Annotated in this window: 21 protein-coding genes; 10 read left to right on the forward strand and 11 right to left on the reverse strand. The window is 69.9% G+C overall.

All coding sequences use genetic code 11. The features are described from left to right. The first annotated feature begins 194 nt into the window (after nucleotides 1–194). From OG521_18735 to pstB, 7 genes are all read left to right on the forward strand, one after another. Entirely contained in the window at nucleotides 195–2,450 is a 2,256-nt protein-coding gene (locus tag OG521_18735; GenBank protein WUW22724.1) for an RNA degradosome polyphosphate kinase, read from the forward strand. Further along, nucleotides 2,437–3,453, forward strand: a complete 1,017-nt coding sequence (locus tag OG521_18740) for a CHAD domain-containing protein (protein ID WUW22725.1) — start codon at nucleotides 2,437–2,439, stop codon at nucleotides 3,451–3,453. Before OG521_18735 ends, OG521_18740 begins: the two co-directional genes overlap by 14 nt. After that, entirely contained in the window at nucleotides 3,450–3,878 is a 429-nt protein-coding gene (locus OG521_18745) for an NUDIX hydrolase (protein ID WUW22726.1), read from the forward strand. The genes OG521_18740 and OG521_18745 overlap by 4 nt, the downstream gene beginning before the upstream one ends. 329 nt (nucleotides 3,879–4,207) lie before the next feature. Beyond that, nucleotides 4,208–5,344: a phosphate ABC transporter substrate-binding protein PstS gene (pstS, locus tag OG521_18750; GenBank protein ID WUW22727.1), complete on the forward strand. Its 1,137-nt coding sequence runs from the start codon at nucleotides 4,208–4,210 to the stop codon at nucleotides 5,342–5,344. A gap of 130 nt (nucleotides 5,345–5,474) precedes the next feature. Further along, nucleotides 5,475–6,467 carry a phosphate ABC transporter permease subunit PstC gene (gene pstC / locus OG521_18755; protein ID WUW22728.1) on the forward strand — a complete coding sequence of 331 codons (993 nt, stop codon included), beginning with the start codon at nucleotides 5,475–5,477 and terminating at the stop codon, nucleotides 6,465–6,467. Next, nucleotides 6,464–7,549 (forward strand): phosphate ABC transporter permease PstA, encoded by a 1,086-nt coding sequence (pstA, locus tag OG521_18760; GenBank protein ID WUW22729.1) that lies wholly within the window; start codon nucleotides 6,464–6,466, stop codon nucleotides 7,547–7,549. Before pstC ends, pstA begins: the two co-directional genes overlap by 4 nt. Before the next feature lie 23 nt (nucleotides 7,550–7,572). Beyond that, nucleotides 7,573–8,349, forward strand: coding sequence for a phosphate ABC transporter ATP-binding protein PstB (gene pstB / locus OG521_18765; GenBank protein WUW22730.1), 777 nt, complete (start codon nucleotides 7,573–7,575; stop codon nucleotides 8,347–8,349). A 119-nt stretch (nucleotides 8,350–8,468) separates the two neighbouring features. Here pstB and OG521_18770 read toward each other — a convergent pair whose 3' ends face one another. After that, complete coding sequence (locus OG521_18770) at nucleotides 8,469–9,467, reverse strand: inorganic phosphate transporter (GenBank protein WUW22731.1); 999 nt, start codon at nucleotides 9,465–9,467, stop codon at nucleotides 8,469–8,471. A gap of 5 nt (nucleotides 9,468–9,472) precedes the next feature. Beyond that, nucleotides 9,473–10,093, reverse strand: a complete 621-nt coding sequence (locus tag OG521_18775; GenBank protein ID WUW22732.1) for a DUF47 family protein — start codon at nucleotides 10,091–10,093, stop codon at nucleotides 9,473–9,475. A 200-nt stretch (nucleotides 10,094–10,293) separates the two neighbouring features. Here OG521_18775 and OG521_18780 point away from each other — a divergent pair, with 200 nt between their 5' ends. After that, entirely contained in the window at nucleotides 10,294–10,677 is a 384-nt protein-coding gene (locus OG521_18780; GenBank protein ID WUW22733.1) for a metal-sensitive transcriptional regulator, read from the forward strand. 36 nt (nucleotides 10,678–10,713) lie between these two features. Here the strand turns inward: OG521_18780 and OG521_18785 are convergent, their stop codons facing one another. After that, nucleotides 10,714–10,908 carry a hypothetical protein gene (locus OG521_18785; GenBank protein ID WUW22734.1) on the reverse strand — a complete coding sequence of 65 codons (195 nt, stop codon included), beginning with the start codon at nucleotides 10,906–10,908 and terminating at the stop codon, nucleotides 10,714–10,716. Between the two features lie 161 nt (nucleotides 10,909–11,069). After that, a complete protein-coding gene (locus OG521_18790; GenBank protein ID WUW22735.1) occupies nucleotides 11,070–11,954 on the reverse strand; it encodes a hypothetical protein in 885 nt (294 codons plus the stop codon). 132 nt (nucleotides 11,955–12,086) lie between these two features. Between OG521_18790 and OG521_18795 the strand changes: the two genes are divergently transcribed. Together OG521_18795 and OG521_18800 are read left to right on the forward strand one after the other, a co-directional pair. Further along, nucleotides 12,087–12,275, forward strand: a complete 189-nt coding sequence (locus tag OG521_18795; GenBank protein ID WUW22736.1) for a hypothetical protein — start codon at nucleotides 12,087–12,089, stop codon at nucleotides 12,273–12,275. 85 nt (nucleotides 12,276–12,360) lie between these two features. Continuing rightward, the gene (locus OG521_18800) at nucleotides 12,361–13,953 is read left to right on the forward strand and encodes an FAD-binding oxidoreductase (GenBank protein ID WUW22737.1); all 1,593 of its coding nucleotides are present in this window, start codon (nucleotides 12,361–12,363) and stop codon (nucleotides 13,951–13,953) included. 246 nt (nucleotides 13,954–14,199) lie between these two features. Here the strand turns inward: OG521_18800 and OG521_18805 are convergent, their stop codons facing one another. The 7 genes from OG521_18805 to OG521_18835 form a co-directional block, all read right to left on the reverse strand. Continuing rightward, nucleotides 14,200–14,934, reverse strand: a complete 735-nt coding sequence (locus OG521_18805; protein ID WUW22738.1) for a phosphatase PAP2 family protein — start codon at nucleotides 14,932–14,934, stop codon at nucleotides 14,200–14,202. A 268-nt stretch (nucleotides 14,935–15,202) separates the two neighbouring features. Next, a complete protein-coding gene (locus OG521_18810; protein WUW22739.1) occupies nucleotides 15,203–16,195 on the reverse strand; it encodes a bifunctional lytic transglycosylase/C40 family peptidase in 993 nt (330 codons plus the stop codon). Nucleotides 16,196–16,450: 255 nt separating this feature from the next. Further along, on the reverse strand, nucleotides 16,451–17,047 hold the full coding sequence (locus OG521_18815; protein WUW22740.1) for a hypothetical protein: 597 nt from the start codon (nucleotides 17,045–17,047) through the stop codon (nucleotides 16,451–16,453). Next, complete coding sequence (locus tag OG521_18820; GenBank protein ID WUW22741.1) at nucleotides 17,044–19,371, reverse strand: alpha/beta hydrolase; 2,328 nt, start codon at nucleotides 19,369–19,371, stop codon at nucleotides 17,044–17,046. The genes OG521_18815 and OG521_18820 overlap by 4 nt, the downstream gene beginning before the upstream one ends. A 347-nt stretch (nucleotides 19,372–19,718) precedes the next feature. Next, a complete protein-coding gene (locus tag OG521_18825; protein ID WUW26727.1) occupies nucleotides 19,719–20,171 on the reverse strand; it encodes a hypothetical protein in 453 nt (150 codons plus the stop codon). Nucleotides 20,172–20,254: 83 nt separating this feature from the next. Next, nucleotides 20,255–22,063, reverse strand: a complete 1,809-nt coding sequence (locus OG521_18830) for an alpha/beta hydrolase family protein (protein ID WUW22742.1) — start codon at nucleotides 22,061–22,063, stop codon at nucleotides 20,255–20,257. Further along, complete coding sequence (locus OG521_18835) at nucleotides 22,060–22,443, reverse strand: hypothetical protein (protein WUW22743.1); 384 nt, start codon at nucleotides 22,441–22,443, stop codon at nucleotides 22,060–22,062. Before OG521_18835 ends, OG521_18830 begins: the two co-directional genes overlap by 4 nt. Nucleotides 22,444–22,547 lie beyond the last annotated feature (104 nt).

The following is a 22,547-nucleotide window of genomic DNA, read 5'->3' on the forward strand; positions in this document are numbered from 1 at the left end:
ACACCGCTTCCTGCATGTCATGTCGCCGTTACCGGCCATTCAGACGGTCTTGCGACCCTCACACAATGCAGCCAGCTGTGCCGACCCCCCGCAACGGGAGAATTCCCGGCGGAGAGCGCGCCGACCACGCGATCTCCGCGATCTCATCCCCCTCCGACGCGCCCCCCGAGCACTCCGCGCGGAAGAATGGGCCCATGAGCCAGCAGCCCAGCTCCGAGGTCCCGGTCCAGCCCACCGCCCAGCCGTCCGTCGGCTCCCTCGCCGCGCACCGGCCGCACGCCGTCGCCACCGGGTCGGCCGGCCACGCCGCCCTGTCCACCGCGGCGGATCTCGACCCCGACATCGATGCCGACGTCGACGCGTACGAACCCGATGCCGACGGCGACGAACTGCCCCAGGGCCGATTCCTGGACCGGGAACGCAGCTGGCTCGCATTCAACGAACGCGTTCTGGAACTGGCCGAGGACCCGTCGACCCCCCTCCTCGAACGGGCTAATTTCCTCGCCATCTTCGCCTCGAACCTGGACGAGTTCTTCATGGTCCGGGTCGCGGGCCTCAAGCGCCGTATCGCGACCGGTGTCGCCACCCGGTCCGCCTCCGGCCTCCAGCCCCGCGAGGTCCTCGACCTGATCTGGACCCGGTCGCGCGAACTCATGGCCCGGCACGCCGCCTGCTACCAGCAGGACGTCGCCCCCGCGCTGTCCGACGAGGGCATCCAGCTGATCCGCTGGCCGGAGCTGAACGAGAAGGAGCAGGCCCGCCTGTTCACCTTCTTCCGCCAGCGCGTCTTCCCCGTGCTGACCCCGCTGGCCGTGGACCCGGCGCACCCCTTCCCGTACATCTCCGGCCTCTCGCTCAACCTCGCCGTCGTCGTACGCAACCCGGTCAGCGGCCACCGGCACTTCGCCCGGGTCAAGGTCCCGCCGCTGCTGACCCGCTTCCTGGAGGCCTCGCCGCAGCGCTACGTCCCCATCGAGGACGTCATCGCCGCCCACCTGGAGGAGCTCTTCCCGGGGATGGAGGTGCTCGCGCACCACATGTTCCGGGTCACCAGGAACGAGGACCTGGAGGTCGAGGAGGACGACGCCGAGAACCTGCTCCAGGCCCTGGAGAAGGAGCTCATGCGACGCCGCTTCGGGCCGCCGGTCCGCCTGGAGGTCGAGGAGTCCATCGACCCGTACGTGCTGGACCTGCTGGTCCGCGAGCTGAAGGTGTCCGACGCCGAGGTCTACCCGCTGCCCGGGCCGCTCGACCTCACCGGACTGTTCGGCATAGCGTCGCTGGACCGGCCGGAGCTGAAGTTCCCCAAGTTCATCGCCGGCACGCACCGCGACCTCGCCGAGGTCGAGTCCGCCTCCGCGCCCGACATCTTCGCCGCCCTGCGCGAACGCGACGTACTGCTGCACCACCCGTACGACTCCTTCTCCACCTCCGTCCAGGCCTTCCTGGAGCAGGCGGCGGGCGACCCGGACGTCCTCGCGATCAAGCAGACGCTGTACCGGACCTCGGGCGACTCACCGATAGTGGACGCCCTCATCGACGCCGCCGAGTCCGGCAAGCAGGTCCTCGTCCTCGTCGAGATCAAGGCCCGCTTCGACGAGCAGGCCAACATCAAGTGGGCGCGCAAGCTGGAGGAGGCGGGCTGCCACGTCGTCTACGGGCTGGTCGGCCTGAAGACGCACTGCAAGCTCTCCCTCGTCGTCCGCCAGGAGGGCGACACCCTGCGCCGGTACTCGCACGTCGGCACCGGCAACTACCACCCCAAGACGGCCCGGCTCTACGAGGACCTCGGCCTGCTCACCGCCGACCCGCAGGTCGGCGCGGACCTCTCCGACCTCTTCAACCGGCTCTCCGGCTACTCCCGCCGCGAGACCTACCGCCGGCTGCTCGTCGCCCCGAAGTCCCTGCGCGACGGGCTGATCGTCCGGATCAACAAGGAGATCGCGAACCAGCGGGCCGGCCGGCCCGCGTATGTACGCATCAAGGTCAACTCGATGGTCGACGAAGCGATCATCGACGCCTGCTACCGGGCCGCGCAGGCGGGCGTCCCGGTCGACATCTGGGTCCGCGGCATCTGCGCGATCCGGCCCGGCGTCACCGGCCTCTCCGAGAACGTCCGGGTCCGCTCGATACTCGGCCGCTTCCTCGAACACTCCCGGGTCTTCTCGTTCGGCAACGGCGGCGAGCCCGAGGTCTGGTTCGGCAGCGCCGACATGATGCACCGCAACCTCGACCGCCGCATCGAGGCCCTGGTCCGGGTCACCGACCCCGCCCACCGGGCCGCCCTCAGCCGGCTCCTGGAGACCGGCATGGCCGACACCACCTCCTCCTGGCACCTGGGTCCCGACGGGAACTGGACCCGGCACGCCACGGACGCGGAGGGCCGGCCGCTGCGGCACGTACAGGAAATGCTCATTGACGCCCGGAGGCGCCGGCGTGCGACGCCCTGACCACCAGACACAGGCGGACGTGACCGCGGGGGCGGTGCTCGCACCGTATCTGCGGGCACAGGCCGCGGACTTCCTGCGCAGCCTGCGTCTGCACCGCGAGAACAGTGCCCCCACGGACGCGGGACCCCAGGCCGCCGAACAGGCCGCCTGGGCGCTGCGCCGATCGGCCCGCCGGATCAGCGGCACCCTGCACACCTTCCGGGCCGCGCTCGACCCGCTCTGGGCCGAGCAGCTGCGCACCGAGCTGGCCTGGCTGTCCGGCACGCTCGGCCGCGAGCACGCGTACGCGGACCGGCTGAACCGGCTCCTCGACGCACTGCACGGCCTCTCGGGGGCGCCGCTGCCTGCGGCCCGTACCGCGTCCGGCACCGCCTCCGCCTCCGCCTCCGCCTCGGCCTCCGCCGACAAGGAGCGCGCCGTACTCGGCGTCGGCGCCGCCCGCGCCGGGGCGCTGCTGGAGCGCCAGCTGACCCTGGCCCGGACCCGCGCCCACTCCGCCGCGCTCCAGGCGCTCGGCTCCTCCCGCTTCCACGCGGTGGCCGACGCCGTCGCGCTGCTCGCCTCCGAGGTCCCGCTCTCCGCCGCGGCCGCCGACCCCTCCGGCGACCTGCTGCACGACCCGGCCGGCCGCGCCGAGCAGCGCCTGCTCGGCGCCGTCGCCGCCCTCCCCCCGTACGGGACGACCGAGCCGTACAACGAGGCGCACGACGCGCCCTGGCACCAGACCCGGCTGCTGCTGCGCCTGCACCGGTACGCCCACGAGGTGGTACGCGGCGCCCCCGATCCGGTCCTGGCCGGCCCCGGCCACGCCCTCGACCTGCACCGGGACGCGGCGGAGGCGGCGGCAGCGGCGGCAGCGGCCGCCCGCACCCCCCGGATCGCGCCGACGACCGCGTACGCCCTGGGCGTGCTCCACGCCGACCAGCGCCACGAGGTGGAGGCGGCGCGGTCGGTCTTCCGGGAGTGCTGGCCGTACGCGACCGCGGCGGCGACCCGGCCATGACCCGGACGGCGAACGGCACGGTGCGGGCGGCGGGGTGCGTGCTCTGGCGCCGCCCGCCCGCGTCCGCCGGCGGGGGCGTGGAGTTCTGCCTCGTCCACCGGCCGCGTTACGACGACTGGTCGTTCCCGAAGGGCAAGCTGAAACGCGGCGAGTCCCCGCGGGACGCGGCTCTGCGCGAGGTCCTGGAGGAGACGGGCCACCACTGTGTGCCGGGTGCCGTGCTCCCCACGGCCCGGTACGTCGCGAACGGCCGCCCGAAGGAGGTCACGTACTGGTCCGCCGAGGCCACGGCGGGCGCCTTCGTCCCGAACAGTGAGGTGGACGGCGTGCTGTGGCTCCCGGCGTCGGCCGCCCGCACCCGCCTGACCCAGCCCCGCGACCGCGATCTGCTGGACGCGGCCCTGCGGACCCTGCCGGCCGCGTAACGCCGGCCGCTCCGCCCCGCCCGCTGTCCGAGGGCGGAATCCGCCGCCCGGGACCGGGCCGCCCCCGCGTGTGGCGTGCGCCCGGAGCCGTCATGCCGTGGACCCCGCCGCCCCGGAACCGGGCCGCCCGACACGGTTCACCTTCCGTTCACTCACCCCCGCAAACCGCTTCACCTGTTCTGCCTAATTTCGGCAGTACACGGTGCGCGGCGAACGACCGCACCACTCCGGGAATCTCCCGCACCGGACATGACTTCCGCACCACCCACACCTCGCACGCCGTCGTAGACCGAAACCACCGCGGCGGCTTCTGGAAGGAACACCCGAAAGTGAAGCTTCAGCGCAAGAACCGGCTTCGTGCCACCGCGCTCGGTGCCCTCGCCGTCTCCGGCGCCCTGGTCCTCACGGCGTGCGGTTCGGACAACAACAGCGGTGGCGACACCGGCGGGAACGCCAGCCAGACGAAGGCCGCCTCGAACGTCAAGTGCGACGGCGCCAAGGGCCAGCTGCGCGCCTCCGGCTCCAGCGCGCAGAAGAACGCCATGGACCTCTGGGTCAAGGAGTACATGGCCGCCTGCTCCGGCGTGGAGATCAACTACAACTCCTCCTCGTCCGGCGAGGGCATCGTCGCCTTCAACCAGGGCACCGTCGGCTTCGCCGGCTCCGACTCGGCGCTGAAGCCCGAGGAGGTCGCCGACTCGAAGAAGATCTGCAAGACCGGCCAGGGCATCAACCTCCCGATGGTCGGCGGCCCGATCGCGGTCGGCTTCCACCTGGAGGGTGTCGACAGCCTGACCCTGGACGCCCCCACCCTCGCCAAGATCTTCGACACGAAGATCAAGAAGTGGAACGACGAGGCGATCGCCAAGCTCAACCCGGACGCCAAGCTGCCGGACAAGGCAATCCAGGCCTTCCACCGCTCCGAGGACTCCGGCACCACGCAGAACCTCGGCAAGTACCTGAGCGCCACGGCCCCGTCCGACTGGAAGTACGAGCCCGAGAAGAAGTGGCCGGCCCCCGGCGGCCAGGGCGCGACCGGCTCCTCCGGTGTCGCCACCCAGGTGAAGCAGGTGGACGGCTCGATCGGCTACTTCGAGCTCTCCTACGCCGCCTCGCAGCAGATCACCACGGTCGACATCAACACCGGCGGCTCCGCCCCGGTGAAGGCCTCCTCGGAGAACGCCTCCAAGGCCATCGCCGCCGCCAAGGTCAAGGGCACCGGCAAGGACCTGGCGCTCGACCTCGACTACACCACCAAGGCCGACGGCGCCTACCCGCTGGTCCTGGTGACGTACGAGGTCGTCTGCGACACCGGCAACAAGGCCGACACCCTCGGCACCGTGAAGTCCTTCCTGACCTACACCGCCTCCGCGGACGGCCAGAAGCTCCTCACCGAGGCCGGCTACGCCCCGATCCCCGAGGCGATCAACGCCAAGGTCCGCGAGACGGTCGCCGGCCTCTCGTAACGAGCACGACGCAAGACGTACGACGCAACAGGCGGCCCGGTCCGGTGCACCCCTCCGGACCGGTCCGCCACCCCCATCCGGTGCACCGCCGCCAGGGGAGCCCCGCTCCCCCACACAGACCGGAAAGACCATGGCTTCCACCACGCAGACAGAGTTTCCACCGGCCCCGCCGGGCAGGCGCGCCCGCGCCAAGTCCACCGGCCGCGCCGGTGACCGGATCTTCCTGGGCCTCTCCCGCGGCTCGGGCATCCTGCTGCTCGTGATCATGGCGTCGATCGCCGTGTTCCTCAGCTACCGCGCAGCGATCGCCATCTCCGGGGACGAGGGCAACTTCCTCACCACCTTCGACTGGAACCCGGCCGGCGACCCGCCCGTCTTCGGCATCGCCGTCCTGCTCTTCGGCACCGTCATCAGCTCGATCATCGCGATGGCCATCGCGGTTCCGATCGCTGTCGGCATCGCCCTCTTCATCTCGCACTACGCACCGCGCAAGCTCGCCGGTCCGATCGCGTACGTGATCGACCTGCTCGCCGCGGTGCCCAGCATCGTCTACGGCATCTGGGGCGCGCTCGTCCTGGTGCCGTACCTGGAGGGCCTGAACCTCTGGCTCGACCAGTTCTTCGGCTGGACGTACATCTTCGAGAAGACCGAGATCGGCGTCGCCCGCTCGCTGTTCACCGTCGGCATCCTGCTCGCGATCATGATCCTGCCGATCGTGACCAGCGTCAGCCGCGAGGTCTTCCTCCAGGTCCCGAAGATGAACGAGGAGGCCGCGCTCGCCCTCGGCGCCACCCGCTGGGAGGTCATCCGCCTCTCGGTGCTGCCGTTCGGCCGCTCCGGCGTGATCTCCGCGTCCATGCTGGGCCTGGGCCGCGCGCTCGGCGAGACGATGGCCGTCGCCACGGTCCTGTCGCCGAGCTTCCTCATCTCGCTGCACGTGCTCAATCCGGGCGGCGGGACGTTCGCCCAGAACATCGCCGCGAAGTTCGGCGAGGCCGACGCGTTCGGGCGCGACGCCCTGATCGCCTCCGGCCTGGTCCTCTTCGTCCTCACCCTGCTGGTCAACGGCGCCGCGCGGCTCATCATCGCCCGCCGCAAGGAGTACTCGGGGGCCAACGCATGAGCCACGCATCCACCAGCGTCCAGGACCGCCCGACGCCCCCCGCGCCCGCCGCGCCGCGCAACAGCCTCAGCAGCCGGACCCTGCCCCGCCTGGCCCCGCTCGGCTTCGCCGTCGTGTCGATCGCCCTGGGCGTCGGCATCGGCGTGGCCGCCGGCTGGCACAGCCGCGTCCAGTGGGGCCTGATCTCCGCACTGCTCTTCCTGACGATCTCGTACGTCGCGACCACCGTCGTCGAGAACCAGCGCCAGGCCAGGGACCGCCTCGCCACCAGCCTCGTGTGGGTCTGCTTCCTGATCGCCGTCGTCCCGCTGGCCTCGCTGCTCTGGACGACCATCAGCCGCGGCTCCGAGCGCCTGGACCCCTACTTCCTGACCCACTCGATGGCCGGCGTCCTCGGACCCGAGGCCAGCGGCGGTGTCTACCACGCCCTGATCGGCACCCTGGAGCAGGTCGGCATCGCCACGGTGATCTCCGCCCCGCTCGGCCTGCTCACCGCGGTCTACCTGGTGGAGTACGGCAAGGGCGCGCTCGCCAGGGCCGTCACCTTCTTCGTCGACGTGATGACGGGCATCCCGTCCATCGTGGCCGGTCTGTTCATCCTCTCGATCATGCTGATCGCGGGTCTCGAACCCTCCGGTCTGATGGGCGCCCTGGCCCTGACGATCCTGATGATCCCGGTCGTGGTCCGCTCCACCGAGGAGATGCTGAAGCTCGTACCGAACGAGCTCCGCGAGGCGTCCCTGGCCCTCGGCATCCCGAAGTGGCGCACCATCCTGAAGGTGGTCCTGCCGACCGCGATCGGCGGCATCGCCACCGGCGTCATGCTCGCCGTCGCGCGCATCGCAGGCGAGACCGCGCCGATCATCCTGCTGGTCTTCGGCAGCCAGCTGATCAACCCGAACCCCTTCGAAGGCGCCCAGTCGTCACTGCCGTTCTACATCTACGAGCAGTACAAGATCGGTGAGGCCGCGTCCTACGACCGCGCATGGGCCGCCGCCCTGGTCCTGATCGCCTTCGTCATGATCCTCAATCTGGTGGCCCGCGGCATCGCCCGCTGGAAGGCCCCGAAGACCGGCCGCTGAGGCCACGGAAAGCAGTGATTCAGATGGCCAAGCGCATCGACATCAGCGGCCTCTCGGCCTACTACGGCAGCCACAAGGCGATCGACGACATCTCGATGACGGTGGAGCCCCGCTCGGTGACCGCCTTCATCGGCCCGTCCGGCTGCGGCAAGTCCACCTTCCTGCGCACCCTGAACCGGATGCACGAGGTCACCCCCGGCGGCCGCGTCGAGGGCAAGGTGCTGCTGGACGACGAGAACCTGTACGGATCGAACGTCGACCCGGTCACCGTGCGCCGCACGGTCGGCATGGTCTTCCAGCGCCCGAACCCGTTCCCCACCATGTCGATCTTCGACAACGTGGCGGCGGGCCTGCGGCTGAACGGCAAGTACCGCAAGAGCGCCCTGGGCGACATCGTGGAGAAGTCGCTGCGCGGCGCGAACCTGTGGAACGAGGTCAAGGACCGGCTGAACAAGCCCGGCTCCGGTCTCTCCGGCGGTCAGCAGCAGCGGCTGTGCATCGCCCGCGCCATCGCGGTCGAGCCGGACGTCCTGCTGATGGACGAGCCGTGCTCCGCCCTGGACCCGATCTCCACCCTCGCCATCGAGGACCTGATCGGTGAGCTGAAGGAGCGCTTCACGATCGTCATCGTGACGCACAACATGCAGCAGGCGGCCCGTGTCTCGGACCGCACGGCGTTCTTCAACCTCGCGGCGGTCGGCATGCCCGGCAAGCTCATCGAGATAGACGAGACCGAGCGCATCTTCTCCAACCCGTCGGTCCAGGCCACGGAGGACTACATCTCCGGCCGCTTCGGCTGACCGGTCCCCCTGACGGCCTTGGGGTGCTGCATGGCGGTGCCACCACAAGGCGAAGGGTCCGCCCCGCTCTCCGTGAGGAGAGCGGGGCGGACCCGTTCGTACGGTGGACCGGCCGGCGGTCAGCCGAACAGCAGCAGGACGATCCCGTAGCTCGCCGCGGCGACCAGCGCCGCGGCCGGCATCGTGATGAACCAGCCCAGGATGATGTTCTTCGCGACACCCCAGCGGACCGCGTTCACCCGCTTGGTCGCGCCCACACCCATGATCGCCGAGGTGATCACGTGCGTCGTCGAGATCGGCGCGTGGAACAGGAACGCCGAACCGAACATGATCGACGCCCCCGTCGTCTCCGCGGCGAAGCCCTGCGGCGGGTCCAGCTCGATGATCTTCCGGCCGAGCGTCCGCATGATGCGCCAGCCGCCGGCGTACGTACCCAGCGACAGCATCAGCGCGCAGACCAGCTTCACCCAGACCGGGATCGGGTCGCTGTACGTCTCGTGGCCGGAGATGACCAGGGCCATCACCACGATGCCCATCGTCTTCTGCGCGTCCTGCAGACCGTGGCCGAGCGCCATGCCCGCGGCCGAGACCGTCTGCGCGATGCGGAAACCGCGCTTGGCCTTGTGCGGGTTGGACCGCCGGAACATCCACATGATGGCGACCATCACCAGATAGCCGACCACCAGGCCGATCACCGGCGAGATGAACATCGGGATGACGACCTTGTCGAGCACCCCGTCCCAGTGCACCAGCGTGCCGCCCGCGAGCGCGGCGCCGACCATGCCGCCGAACAGGGCATGGGAGGACGACGACGGCAGGCCGAAGTACCAGGTGATCAGGTTCCAGATGATCGCGCCGACGAGGGCGGCGAAGAGGATTCCCATCCCCTTGTCGCCCTCGGGCGTCGCGATCAGACCCTCACTGACGGTCTTGGCGACGCCGCTGCCGAGGAACGCACCGGCGAGGTTCATCACCGCGGCCATGGCCAGGGCCGCACGGGGGGTCAGCGCCCGGGTGGAGACCGACGTGGCGATCGCGTTCGCCGAGTCGTGGAAGCCGTTCGTGTACGTGAATCCGAGCGCGACGCCGATGGTCACGACCAGTACAAAGGTGTCCACGTGGTTCAGGACTCCTTGACCGCGATGGTCTCCACCGTGTTCGCGACGTGCTCGAACGCGTCGGCAGCCTCTTCCAGCACGTCCACGATCTGCTTCAGCTTCAGCACCTCTATGGCGTCGTACTTGCCGTTGAAGAGCTGGGCGAGCAGCTTGCGGTGGATCTGGTCGGCCTGGTTCTCCAGGCGGTTGACCTCGATCCAGTACTCGGTGAGGTTGTCCATGGTCCGCAGGTTCGGCATGGCTGCGGCGGTCAGCTCCGCCGCGCGTGCCAGCACCTCGACCTGCTGCTCGACGCCCTTCGGGAGCTCGTCGACCTGGTACAGCACGACCAGGTCGACGGCCTCCTCCATGAAGTCCATGATGTCGTCGAGCGACGAGGCGAGATTGTAAATGTCCTCGCGGTCGAACGGCGTAATGAAGGAGGAGTTCAGCTGGTGGAAGATCGCGTGGGTGGCATCGTCCCCCGCGTGCTCCGCTGCCCGCATGCGCTCCGCGATCTCGACTCGGGAGGCAGAATCCGCCCCGAGCAGTTCCATCAGGAGTTTCGAGCCCGTGACGATGTTGTCCGCGGATGCGGAGAACATGTCGTAGAAGCTCGTCTCCCTGGGGGTCAGACGAAAGCGCACGTGGGGTCCTCGGGGTGCTTTGGATTCGGTCAGGCTGATGCTAGGCGCATCATCCGGCCACGGCTAACCGGCATTCTTCAGTGTCGCGCATCAGGCACAGTGATCAGCACGGGCCCCCGGTCACGTTTCAGCTGAATTCGTTAGGATATACCCACCAGGGGTATATAAACGGCAGGGTAAAGGGAAAACGGGAGGCAGTAATGACCACCACCGAGGCCACCGAGGCGGATCGGTCGCCGGACGGCACGGGCGCCACGGCCCCCGCGGACACGGACGCGATCATCACCGACCACGACCGCGGGATACACGGCTACCACCACCAGAAGGCCGAACACCTCAAGCGGCTGCGCCGCATCGAGGGCCAGATCCGCGGCCTGCAGCGGATGGTCGACGAGGACGTCTACTGCATCGACATACTCACCCAGGTGTCGGCGTCCACCAAGGCGCTCCAGTCCTTCGCGCTCCAGCTGCTGGAGGAGCACCTGCGCCACTGCGTCGCCGACGCCGCGGTCAAGGGCGGCGAGGAGATCGACGCGAAGGTCGAGGAGGCCACCAAGGCCATCGCCCGTCTGCTGCGCACCTGACCGGGGCCGGCTTCCCGCCCGTCGCCCCCTCCCCCGTCACCCCCGGTGGTCCGCCTGCCGGGGGACGGTGGTGCGTTCGGTGATCACCTTCACGTCGAGCACCTCGTCGATCCGGTCCGCGCTGAGCCGCTCCCCGATCGCCGCCGACGCCGCGATCATGAGCTCGCCGCACAGCTCGATCTCGGCGAGGGCCACATGGTCCGATACGGTCCGCGCGCTGAGCGTCACCACGTCACTCACCTCTCACTGCCGTCGCCGGCTTCCTAGGGTAGGGAGCGGAACACACACCGCGCATGGCACGGACGGACCATTTCGCCGCCGCCAGATGCCTAGGACCTCTCGTCCGGATCATGCCGCGACCGCTGCCCCGGGGCAGCGCCCGCGCCCGGCGGTCACTCCCGCCGCCCCTGCCCGCTCTCCCCGGTGTCGATCTCCCCGGTGTAGATGTCGCGCTCGTCCGGCAGCGGTACGGAGACGGGCACCCCGAACCCGTACAGCAGCGTCGTCGACACCACCTCCCGGTCCGGTCCCTCGTTGGCGAAGCTGAACCGGTGCCGCACCTTGCGCAGCCGGCCCTGCTCGTCCAGATACGCGTCGAACGGCACCGCGTCCGTGCTGAACCCTTTCGCCGCGGCCGTCAGCGCCCCCCGCGAGGCGGCCGACGCCTGGCGCGCGGCCCGTCCGATGTCGGCCGTCCCCCGGTAGTGCCGCACGGTGACCCCGGCCAGATCGCTCTCCCCCACGTACGTCACCGCCCGCACCCCGCGCAGCAGCTCGGCCGCGGCCATCGGATCGGTCACCCCGCCGGTCACCAGATTGCCGTCCGCCAGGGCCGTCGTGTCGATCCGCACCCACTTGTCCGCGGGCACCCCGGCGCCGCGGTTCATCATGTAGAGCGCGCCCGGGGCCAGCAGCTCCGTGATGGGCCGGTGCTCCTCCTCGCCCGCCGCGTCCTGCGGCAGCACGACCTTGAGCCGGCCGGACTGGGTGCGGAAGTCGTACGTCCCCTTGCCCCTGATCGTCACCCGGGTGCCGCCGGACGCCGTCTCCATCGACGTGCTCACCTCGGCGCTCCCGGCCGCGGAACCCGTTCCCACGAGCACCGCCGCCGCCTGCCGCACCGCTTCGACGGCCCCGGCGCCGGCCCGGTCGTCGGCCGCGGCACGATCCCCGCCCCCGCCCCCGGCACACCCGGCGGCCGTCGCCATCACGCCCATCACGGCGAGGGCGCACACAGCGCGCGCCCCGCCTCCGGCCCTGTGCTGCTGCACCACCATCGCCTGCCAACCCCCAACGCCGACCGCCTGCCCGAGCCCCCCACCCGTTCCGCATAACGACAGCCCCAGCCCCCCGTAACGCCGCTCGCACACCCCTCACCGCCGGACGGCCCCGCCCAGTACCGTGGACGCGTGTACGACCAACACACCGCAGAGGGCCCGCCGGCCGTCCCACCGGCCCGGCCCTCCCACGAACCCACCACCGTCGAACGCGGTTCGTTCTGCACCGCCCGCTGCGGCTGCGGCTGGTCGGGACCGGCCCGCCGGTCCCGCGACCGGGCCCGCACGGACGCCGAGGAACACAGAGCATCGACGCTCTGACCACCGCACCCTCCTCACCCCCCACTCCTCCCTCCTCCCTCTCCCAGGGACGGCTCGCTTCCTCTCCCCCCACACCGGAGGTCCGATGACCCTGCTGAAGCGGCGCACCGTCCTGACCGCCGGCGCCGCAGCCGTACTCACCGGCGCCACCGCAACCGCCTGCGACAGCAAGGACCCCGGCGCACCGGCCGGCGGCTCCACCCCGGCCCCCACGGGGAGCACCGCTTCCCCGGCGACACCGTCGAAGAGCGCGTCGGCCGTGGCCGCGGACTGGCCGGCGCTGGCCAAGAGCCTCGCCGGTTCCCTCGTACGCCCCGACGACGCGGACTATCCGACCGCCCGTCAGCTCTACAACACCCGCTACGACGGCCAGAAACCGGCCGCGGTCGCCTACGTCCGGCACGAGGCCGACATCCGCGAGTGCCTGGCCTTCGCCCGCCGCGCCTCCGTGCCCGTCTCCATCCGCGGCGGCGGACACTCCTACGGCGGCTGGTCGAGCGGCACCGGGCGGCTGGTCGTCGACGTCTCGTCACTGAACCGCGTCGGCGGGGACGGCACGATCGGCGCGGGGGCCCGGCTCCTCGACGTCTACCAGGGCCTCGCCGCGCACGGCCTGACGATCCCCGGCGGCTCCTGCCCCACGGTCGGCATCTCCGGCCTGACCCTCGGCGGCGGCCACGGCGTCGTCTCCCGGGCCTACGGCCTGACGTGCGACAGCCTCACCGCCGCCACCCTCGTCACCGCCGACGGCAAGACCCTCACCGCCGACGCCAAGCACCACCCGGACCTGTTCTGGGCGCTGCGCGGCGCGGGCAACGGCAACTTCGGCGTCGTCACCGAACTCCGCTTCCGCACCCGCTCCGCCCCGCAGACCGTCTCCGCCTACATGTCCTGGCCGTGGTCGCGCGCCCGGGCCGTCCTGACGGCCTGGCAGGAGTGGGGCCCGGACCAGCCGGACGAGATCTGGTCCTCGGCCCATGTCGCGGCGGGACCGGGCGGCGGCAGTCCGACGGTGTCGGTCTCGGCCTTCAGCCTCGGCACGTACGGCGATCTGCAGAACGCCGTCGACCGCCTCGCCGACCGGATCGGCGCCTCGGCGGCCTCGGTCTCGCTGCGCCGCCGCAGCTACCAGGAGGCGATGCTCGTGTACGCGGGCTGCTCGGGCATCACCGACGACCAGTGCCACCTGCCCGGCACCACCCCGGGCCGCTCCCCGCAGGGTTCGCTCCAGCGCGAGACGTACGCGGCGGCATCCGACTTCTACGACCGCTCGCTGCCGCCGGCCGGCATCCAGGCCCTGCTCGACCGGACCGAGGCCTTCACCCGGATCGGCGAGGACCAGGGCGGCGGCGGATCGGTCGCCCTCACCGCGCTGGGCGGGGCGGTCAACCGCGTCGACCCGCAGGCCACCGCGTTCGTCCACCGGCGTTCACGGATGCTCGCCCAGTACATCGGCGCCTGGCGTGCGGGCACGGCCGGCACGGATCAGCAGAAGTGGCTGAAAGACACCCACTCCGCGCTGCGCCGGTACGCCTCGGGGGCGGCGTACCAGAACTACGGCGACCCGAAGCTGACGGACTGGCGGCAGGCCTACTACGGATCGGCGGCAGGCCGACTCGGCGAGGTGAAGAAGCAGTACGACCCGGAGGACGTGTTCACGTACCCGCAGTCGCTGTGAACCGCGGGGCACCCCGCGGGACCGGGCCGTGCCGGGCGTCACCGAGCAGGCGGGACTTCCGGGACAGCCCCTAAGGGCTGTCCCGCAATTCCTGGTGGATCAGCGCGCGGCGTCAGATGCGGTGCATCGCAAGGCGGAGAGGCGCCCGCATACTGGACGTATTCGGGCGTTTCGACAACGCGGCGAGGTGCCGTAGTTGTCGTCGTGCGCCCGCCAGGAATTGCGGGACAGCCCTTAGGCCTGCGCTTAGGCCGCGAGGCCCTTCTCGCCCTCCGAGCCGCCGCCCGAACCGGGCCGCGGCTCGGGGATCCCGAGCGCCTCGCCCCGGCCCCCCGCCACGGAAGGGGCGAGCGGCCGGCGCGACCGGACGAGCCGGCCCACCCGGCCGGACCGGGCGACGGCGCCGATCAGCGGGGTCAGCAGCATCATCGCGAGGGGCGCGAGGAGCAGCGCGGCGGCCGTGCCGAGCGCGAAGCCGCCGATGACGTCGGTCGGGTAGTGGACGCCCATGTAGATCCGGCAGAACCCCTCCAGCAGGGCGAGCGCGATCGCCGCGATGCCGAACTTCCGGTTCGCCACGAAGAGCCCGACGCCGAGGGCCATCGCCATGGTGGCGTGGTCGCTGACGAAGGAGAAGTCGTTCTTCCCGTCGACCAGGACTTCCAGCCCCTGGTGGTCCTTGAAGGGCCGGGGCCGTTCGACGAAACCGCGGATCGGGATGTTGATCAGCAGGGCGATCCCGGCGGCGAGCGGCGCCCAGACGAGCCCGGCGACCGCGGTCACCGAGTCCTCGGCCGTGCCGCGCCGGCGGACGCTCCACCAGCACCACAGGACCACCAGGACCATGCCGAGCATGATTCCGTACTCGCCGACGAACTCCATGATCCGGTCGAACCAGGTGGGAGCGGATCTGGCGAGTCCGTTGATGTCGTAGAGCAGGCTGACATCGGGGTTCGACCCATCCAGTGCGAGTCCAGCCATCTGCCGCGGCCCCTTGCCTTGTCTGCTGCTGCGACGCACACCCATGTGCGCCGCTTTGACGAACCCCCGTGTTCGGTTCGATCACTCACGTGCGTGGGGGCGACGCTAGGTCAGTGGCTGCGGCCCCGGTCCAACCAGAGAACGACGCGTCCCGTGCGTACGTTCCACTCTCCACCGAATGATCACCATGACGTTATCGAAGAGTGACTCATCGTCGCAGCTCAGGGCCCAGGCTTCACGGAGAGTTCCGGCCACCGGCGCCCGGATGTCAGGCCGCGGGCCGGGTGGTCGGAAGTGCCGCGGCACCGTCCTTGGTGACGCGTGTCGCACCGAAGTAGTCGGGCGTGTCGATCTTGTCGAAGCGGATGACGGCACCGGTGTACGGGGCGTTGATCATGTACCCGCCCCCGACGTAGAGGCCGACGTGATGGATGGCCCGCGAGTTGGTCAGGTCGTCCGAGAAGAACACCAGGTCCCCGGGGAGCAGTTCCTCGCGCGAGGGGTGCGGACCGGCGTTGTACTGGTCGTTCGCCACCCGCGGCAGCTCGATGTCCACGGTCCGGTACGCGGCCTGGGTCAGCCCCGAACAGTCGAACCGCCCGCCCTGCTCCGGGGTGCCGTTGCCGCCCCACAGGTACTTCGTGCCGAGCTTCTTCTGCGCGAAGTAGATGGCGCCAGCCGCCTGCTGCGAGGGCTGCACCCGCCCGACGGGCCGGGCGAAGCTCTTCTCCAGGGTCCGAATGATCTTGACGTAGTTCTGTGTCTCCGCGATGGCCGGGACGCCGCCGGACTTGATGACGCGGTACGCACCGGCGTTGTAGGCGGCCAGCATGTTGTTCGTGGCGTCGCCGGGGACCTTCTTCACGTACCCGGCGAGCTCGCAGTCGTACGAGGCGGCGGACGGAATCGCGTCGGCGGGGTCCCAGACGTCACGGTCACCGTCCTGGTCCCCGTCGACCCCGTGCGAGGCCCAGGTCCCCGGGATGAACTGGGCGATGCCCTGAGCGGCGGCCGGGCTCCGCGCCCGCGGGTTCCAGCCGCTCTCCTGGTAGAGCTGGGCGGCGAGGAGGGCGGGATTGATGGCGGGACAGAGGTTGCCCCACTTCTGGACGAGCGGCTGGTACCTGGCGGGCACGGCCCCCTTGGCCAGACCCACGGCACCGCCCCCACCGCCGCCGAGACCGGCCGCGGCGGAGTACGTACCGACGACGAGCAGCGCCACGAAGCACATGGCGACGCCGACGCCGATCCCACCAGCCATCCAGAATTTCCGCACACCTCAACCATCCCCCATCGGTGCGGCGTTCATGGCCGGTTTCGAGGGTGTGTACGAGTCATCCGGGTCAATCAGGGGTCAATGCGGGTGCAATCCCGGGTCGCCGGGGTCACCGGGATCACGGCCCGGCGCACAGGACGCCCGGTACGGCGCACGGATCTGCGCCGTACCGGGCGTGCCGTGCTCATGCCCGGCTCGCTTCCGCCCGCCGGGCTCCGGCCCCATCCCTCCGACTGCTCCTCAGGCCTGCCCCGCGGACCAGTAGTCGGACCGCACGTTGGGACCGGGGAGCGGATAGACACCCCGGTACGCGGGCCCGTTCGGCTTGGACGCGGAGTCGGCAACCTTCGACTCCTTCACACAGGGGGTGTCCGCCTCGAAGAAGGCCTGCCCCTTGGCACGCACGCTCACGCTGATGCCGAAACCGTCCTTCGTCACCGCGTAGACCGCCGGGAACACCGCGTCGTCGTTCTTTGCCTTGATGCGGTACTCGCTCGTCCGCCAGAACTTCTCGACCTGGTCGAGGAAGGTCTGCCGGCGGTCCGCGGACACGATGGTCATGACGGTCCGTCTGCGGGTCACGTCACAGCTGCCCTTGGTCGTCGGGCCGTGGGCCCACTGCACCTTCGGGTCGATCTGTTTCAGTACGGCGTCGAGCATGCCGTCGGCGTGCTCGGCAGCCCCCTGCATGTCCATGCTCTTCCCCTTGCTGCCGCTCGGGCTCTCGGAGGCGCCGGCCCCCACGCTCCCGCCCGACGAAGCCGTCTCGCTGCCACAGGCGGACAGCGTGAAACCGGCTGCCAGAGCCACCGCGATGATCTGGAACCTTCGGCTCATCGCTGTTCCTCCATCTTGAGCCGGTCGGCATGTCCCGACACGATAAGAGCAATGCTGTCGGCGGACATCGCGTCCCGCACCGGATTGAAGTAGTTCGAGTGCGCGTCGAAGCTCACCCCGTCACCGCTGACGAGCGGCTTGCCCGGATCCACGGGGAACCGTACGGCCCCGAACGCCTTGCTCGCCGGATCCTTGCCGAACCAGAGATCGTCGTCGCCCGGATCGGCCAGGTCCCCGGCCACGTACGCGCCGGCCGGCCCGCCCAGGATCATCCCGATCGCGCCCACCGCCACCTGCGTCTTGGACGGGAGCTGGGTCACCGGATCGTTGGCCGCGGCGCCGACGTAGACGTGCGCCGCCCCGACCCCGAGATCCACGGCGTGGTCCACGCCCACCCCGGGGCTGCCGACGAGGATGATGTCGTCCACCCCCGGAATCCCGTTGAGCCGCTGGGTCGCGGCGCCGACGGCACGGGAGCCGTAGGAGTGCCCGATCGCCGTGATGTGCGGATCCTTGCCCTGGTGGGTGGCCGCGATGCCGCCCATGAAGTCGTAATAGGCGGCACCGCCCTTCTCCGCCCGCCCGGTACCCGCGACGGCCAGGCTCTGCAGCCCGTCGGGGGCCTGCGGTGTGTCGTACCCGAGCCAGACGATCGCCGCGCTGGACGGGTCGTACCCCTGGGCGCCGATCGCCGTGTCACGGGCGCGCTTGAGGTCGTTCTTCGCGAACTCCTCGTCGAGGGAGGTGTTCAGTCCAGGGACGTAGGCCGACACGTTCTGCGAGGTGTCGGGGTTCCCGTACGAGACGATCGCCCGCCCCTGGCCCTCGTCGCTGATGCCGATGAGGTACATCGGGGGCTGGCTGTCCTCCTTCAGCTGCCGCTCGATCTCGCGGAGCCCGGCCAGTTGCTCCTTCGACTGCTTGTCGGTCTGCCCCTCCAGCTTCTCGATCAGATCGGGCAGGTGCCGGCGGTTGGCCGTGTCCCGGTCGGCGACCGGAATGCCGTCCAGGGCGCCGATCCGGTCCGGGGAGAGCTCCAGGTACCGGTCACGCTCCTGCTGCGTCAGCCCGTTCCACCAGGCCTTGCGGCCGGCGGCGCTGGAACCGGTCGGAATGCGGTCGTTGAGGTACTGCCGCTCGGAGTCCCGGACCGCGGACTCTACGCGCGTACCCGAACCGGGCAGGCCGGTGACACCACCGACCCCGCCGGACCCCTTGGCCACGTCCCACGCGGCGGCCACGTACTGGCCGTTGCCCCATTTGCCACCGGACTTGTTGGCGGCCTGGGCGTACTGGTGGGCGACGCCCTTGGCGGTGTCGACGGGGTGCGCGATGGTGTCGACGGCCCCGGTCACGTCGCCCAGCAGCCCGTCACCACCGACGAGCCCGGTGAAGAAGTTGCCGTCGGAGCCGCGGTCGGAGCCGGGTTTCGAGGCTTGTCTACCCGCGTCGACTCCTGAAGAAGAACCGGCGGTTCTGCCCGAACCGGCGGCCGGGTCGGAGGCGCCGGAGGTTCCGGACTTGCTGGAAGTGTCGGAGTTGGCGGCCCCGTTGGCGTTGCCGCCGACGCCGTTGGCGTTTCCGCCGGCGGCGTTGCCTCCGGTCGCGTCGGACCCACCGCTCTCGGTCGCACCGGAGTCGGCTCCGCCGGAATCGCTTCCACTGGATTCGGCTCCGCCGGAATCTGCTCCACTGGAATCGGCTCCGCCGGAGTCAGTCCCCCCGGAGTCAGTTCCCCCGGCCACGGTCGCGCCTTCGAACCCGTCACCGGAGCTGGACCTGCTCCGGACGCCGCCGCCCTTCACATCACTGCCGCCGTCGGCGACGACCTGGGGCGAAGGGCAGGCATTCCCGGTCACCTGGCAGACGGCACCGCGGAATCGACCGGACACCGGCCCACCGACCCCGGTGGCCAGGAGGCCGCCGACGAGAGCCGCGACGACGAGGACCAGGCCCACGTACTCCAGAGCGGACTGCCCGGTGTCCAAGCGCCATCTGGCCAACTGGGGTATGTGGAACGGGCGGTGCTCGACGCGCTGTTCGGGGGCGAGCCTGAACCACGCGCGGGACCGGGGCAGGCACAGGAGGACGAGAACGGCTACCGGCAGCACCAGTTGCATCACGCCCCGGCTGTTGTCCGCGTCGTTGAGCGTCGCGAGCGCGCCGAGCACGAGCCAGGCGTGAACGGCGAGCAGCCCGCACCAGATGCGGACGCCTCCGGCGCGTACGTACAGCGACAACACGAACCCGGTGATGCCGGGAAGCACGGCGTACAGCAACATGCCGAGCAGCCGACCGTCCACCGCGTCGGCCGAGGACGCCACGAGCAACACGTTGAACGCGCCGACGATCGTGACGACAAAGAGTAATCGGACGAGAGTCAGTACCGCCTGCAAGGGGCGCGACAGCGGTTGTCTGCCCGGGCGGACCTCGGGGGTGCCTACGTCAGCACCATCCGGTAACGCTACTTCTCCTATGCCAGACACGAAGAGTCTCCCCAGCTTTGTGAGCAGGCGCAGCGACGGTTCCCCCGGTATCCGTATGCGACCACAACGCTGCGGGGTTGTGCATGGGCCCTAGGGCCCAATGCTGGACTCAACCTGAGGTCAATCAGCCGTCCCTTACCCCCACCGACCATGCCGTTCCGGTCATTGGGGGCAGGGACGAGCCGTCAGGAGGCCCCGGCGGACCAGAAGTCGGAGTGGACGTTGGGGCGGGGGATCGGGTAGATGCCTTCGTAGGAGGGGCCGTTGGGAGGTGTCGTCGACTCAGCGACTTCGGACTCCTCCACGCAGGGACTGTCCACTTCGAAGAAGGCTTGCCCTCCCCCGAAGATAAGGCTCACGCCGAACCCGTCACGGGTTTGCCCATAGATCGCGGGCGAATCTCGGTCATTGTTGACCCCCTTGATTCTGTAATCACGTTTCCGCCAAACCCTCTCCACCAACCCCAGGAAACTACCCCGCCGTTCGTCAGACACAACAGTCATTACCGATCGGCGCCGGGTCACATCACAGCTACCTGTGGTGGTGGGCCCGTGAGCCCACTCAACAGACGGCTCAATGCTCGCCAGTGTTGCATCCATAATCCCGTCTGCGTGGTCCGCAGCTGACTGCATGTCCATGTCCGCCCTCTTCTCGCTTATTACGCATCCGGACAGAACTGCGCTTAGGATTAGCGTCACCGTGCATCGCAAAACGCGATCCATCATCGATACTCCTCGGCCTTGAGCCTCCGAGATTGCCCAGCCGCAACCAGAGCAATGCTGTTCGCGGATGAAGCATCTCGATCCGGATCGAAATACTGAGAGTGCGCATCGATAGATAGGCCGTGACCGCTAACAAGCCTTGGCCCGTCATCTACGGGAAATCTCCTGGCACCGAACGCCTCGCTGGCAGGATCCTTGCCAAACCAAAGATCATCGTCTTCCTTGTCGGCGATCTCACCGAGCAGGTAGGCACCAGCAGGGCCCGCAGCAGCCCAGCCAACCGCACCAACCGCACCCTGCTGCTTCGAAGGAAGCTTTGTCACAACATCGTTCTCTGCTGCACCAACGAAGACGTGCCCCTTACCCACACCAAGGTCATCCGCGCGATCTACACCGACTCCCGGACTGCCCACCAGGACGATGTCATCAACCCCTGGAATGCCGTCTTCATGCTGCGTCGCAGCACCCACTGTGCGCGAACCGTATGAATGCCCGATCGCCGTCATATGCGGATCCTCGTTCTCATTTGTGGCAGAAATGCCACCCATGAAACCATGGAAGGCTAATCCACCTTTCTCGGCCCGCTCATCGCCCATTACGTCAAGACTGTCCAAACCATCCGGAGATTGCGGCGCGTCGTAACCAAGCCAGACGATCGCCGCACTAGATGGGTCGTGCTGCTGCATTCCGATCGCCGTATCACGAGCTCGCTTAAGGTCATTCTTCGCAAAATCCGCATCCAACGAAGTATTCAACCCCGGCACATAAGCCGAAACATTCCGCGCCGTATCCGGATTCCCGTAAGAAACGATCGCGCGCCCGTTCCCCTCATCACCGATGCCGAGCAGGAACATCGGCGGCTGCCGGCCCGCCCGCAGCTGCCGGTCGATCTCCCGCAGCCCCGCCAACTGCGTCTCCGCCCGCTCACCGTCCCTCCCCTCCAGCTTGCCGATCAGCAGCTGCAGGTTGTCCCGGTTCGCCGTGTCGCGGACCAGGGCCGGGATGCCGTCCAGATTGCCGATCTGGTCCGGGTACACCGCGAGGTACTCCTCGCGCTGTTCGTCCGTCAGGCCCGCCCACCACTCGCGCCGCGCCACCGCACTCGCCTCGTACGGGATGCCCGACTTCAGGTAGCCCCGCGCCGCGGCCCGTACCGACGCGGCGTCCCCCGCCGTGTCCGTCCACGTGCGTTCCGGGACCGTCAGGCCCTCCTCGGCCTTCAGCTTCCGCAGGATCCTGGCGAACCGCCAGTCGATCTCGGCCGCCGTCCGCACCGCCTTCGCCACCCGGTCCGCGATGTCCTGCGCCTTCGCCGCATGCGGGTTCGGGGCCACCAGCTCCGACGGTGGCAGCAGTCCCGGCGCCGCCCCCACCGACGCCGTCCCGCCCGCCAGCGGCTTCCCGTCGATCAGGCCCTCCCCCGCCGCCGGATACGTCACCGACCCGTCGGCATGCACCGTGAACCTCAGCGACTCCGCGTCGTCCAGTGCCTCCCTCAACACCCGTTGCTGGGCCCGCATCTCGAAGGCGAGGCTGTTCAGCGCCGTCCGGACCAGGCCGCACTCCGTGTAGACGTAACTCAGGTTCCGGCCCAGCCGCCGCAGCCGCCCCACGGCCGCTTCCGCCGCCGCGCCCTGCTGGGTCTCACGCAGGCCGTTCAGCAGTTGGTGTTCGATCCGGTCACGCCCGGCGTCGGCCCGGTTGCTCGCCTTGCCCCAGCCGTCGGCCGCGCCCTCCAGTTCGGCGCACTTCAGATCCCGTAACTGGGCCCAGGTCAGCGGCGAGGCAGGGGCGGCAGCGGGCGTCATCGTTCGACCCCCCGCGTCCGCCTCGCCACCGGGGCGAAGGACGACTTCACGGTCTCGTTCGTGTCGCCCTGGGCCCGGGCCACGGCCCGCAGGTTCCCGGCCAGGGCCCCGCACTCCCGCCGTGCCGTCTCGATGCGCCGCTCCCAGGACTCGCGTACCGACCCCAGCTCGGCCAGCGCGGTCAGGCCTGCGGTCCCGGCGAGCAAGCCCTCGTGCGCCGTGGCGAGTTCCGTCCTCACCGGGCCCAGGTGCACCCCCATGCCGTCCGCACCCCCCGCGGCCCGCAACCACACCCCGTCGCTGTGGCTCAGCCGGTCCCCGCCGCCCGGGCCGCCCCCACCACCGGTCCCGCCACCGGCCAGATCACTCAGCCTCTGCATCCCGTTCACCCCGCTCGCCCGTTCCTTGATCGTGGAGCGGCACTGTGCCAAACGGAGATGTCACGACACGCCGGGCACACGGATGCCGGGGCGCGGGCCGGTCG

Origin of the sequence: Streptomyces sp. NBC_01463, assembly GCA_036227345.1 — a bacterium.
In the GTDB taxonomy this organism is placed as follows: domain Bacteria; phylum Actinomycetota; class Actinomycetes; order Streptomycetales; family Streptomycetaceae; genus Streptomyces.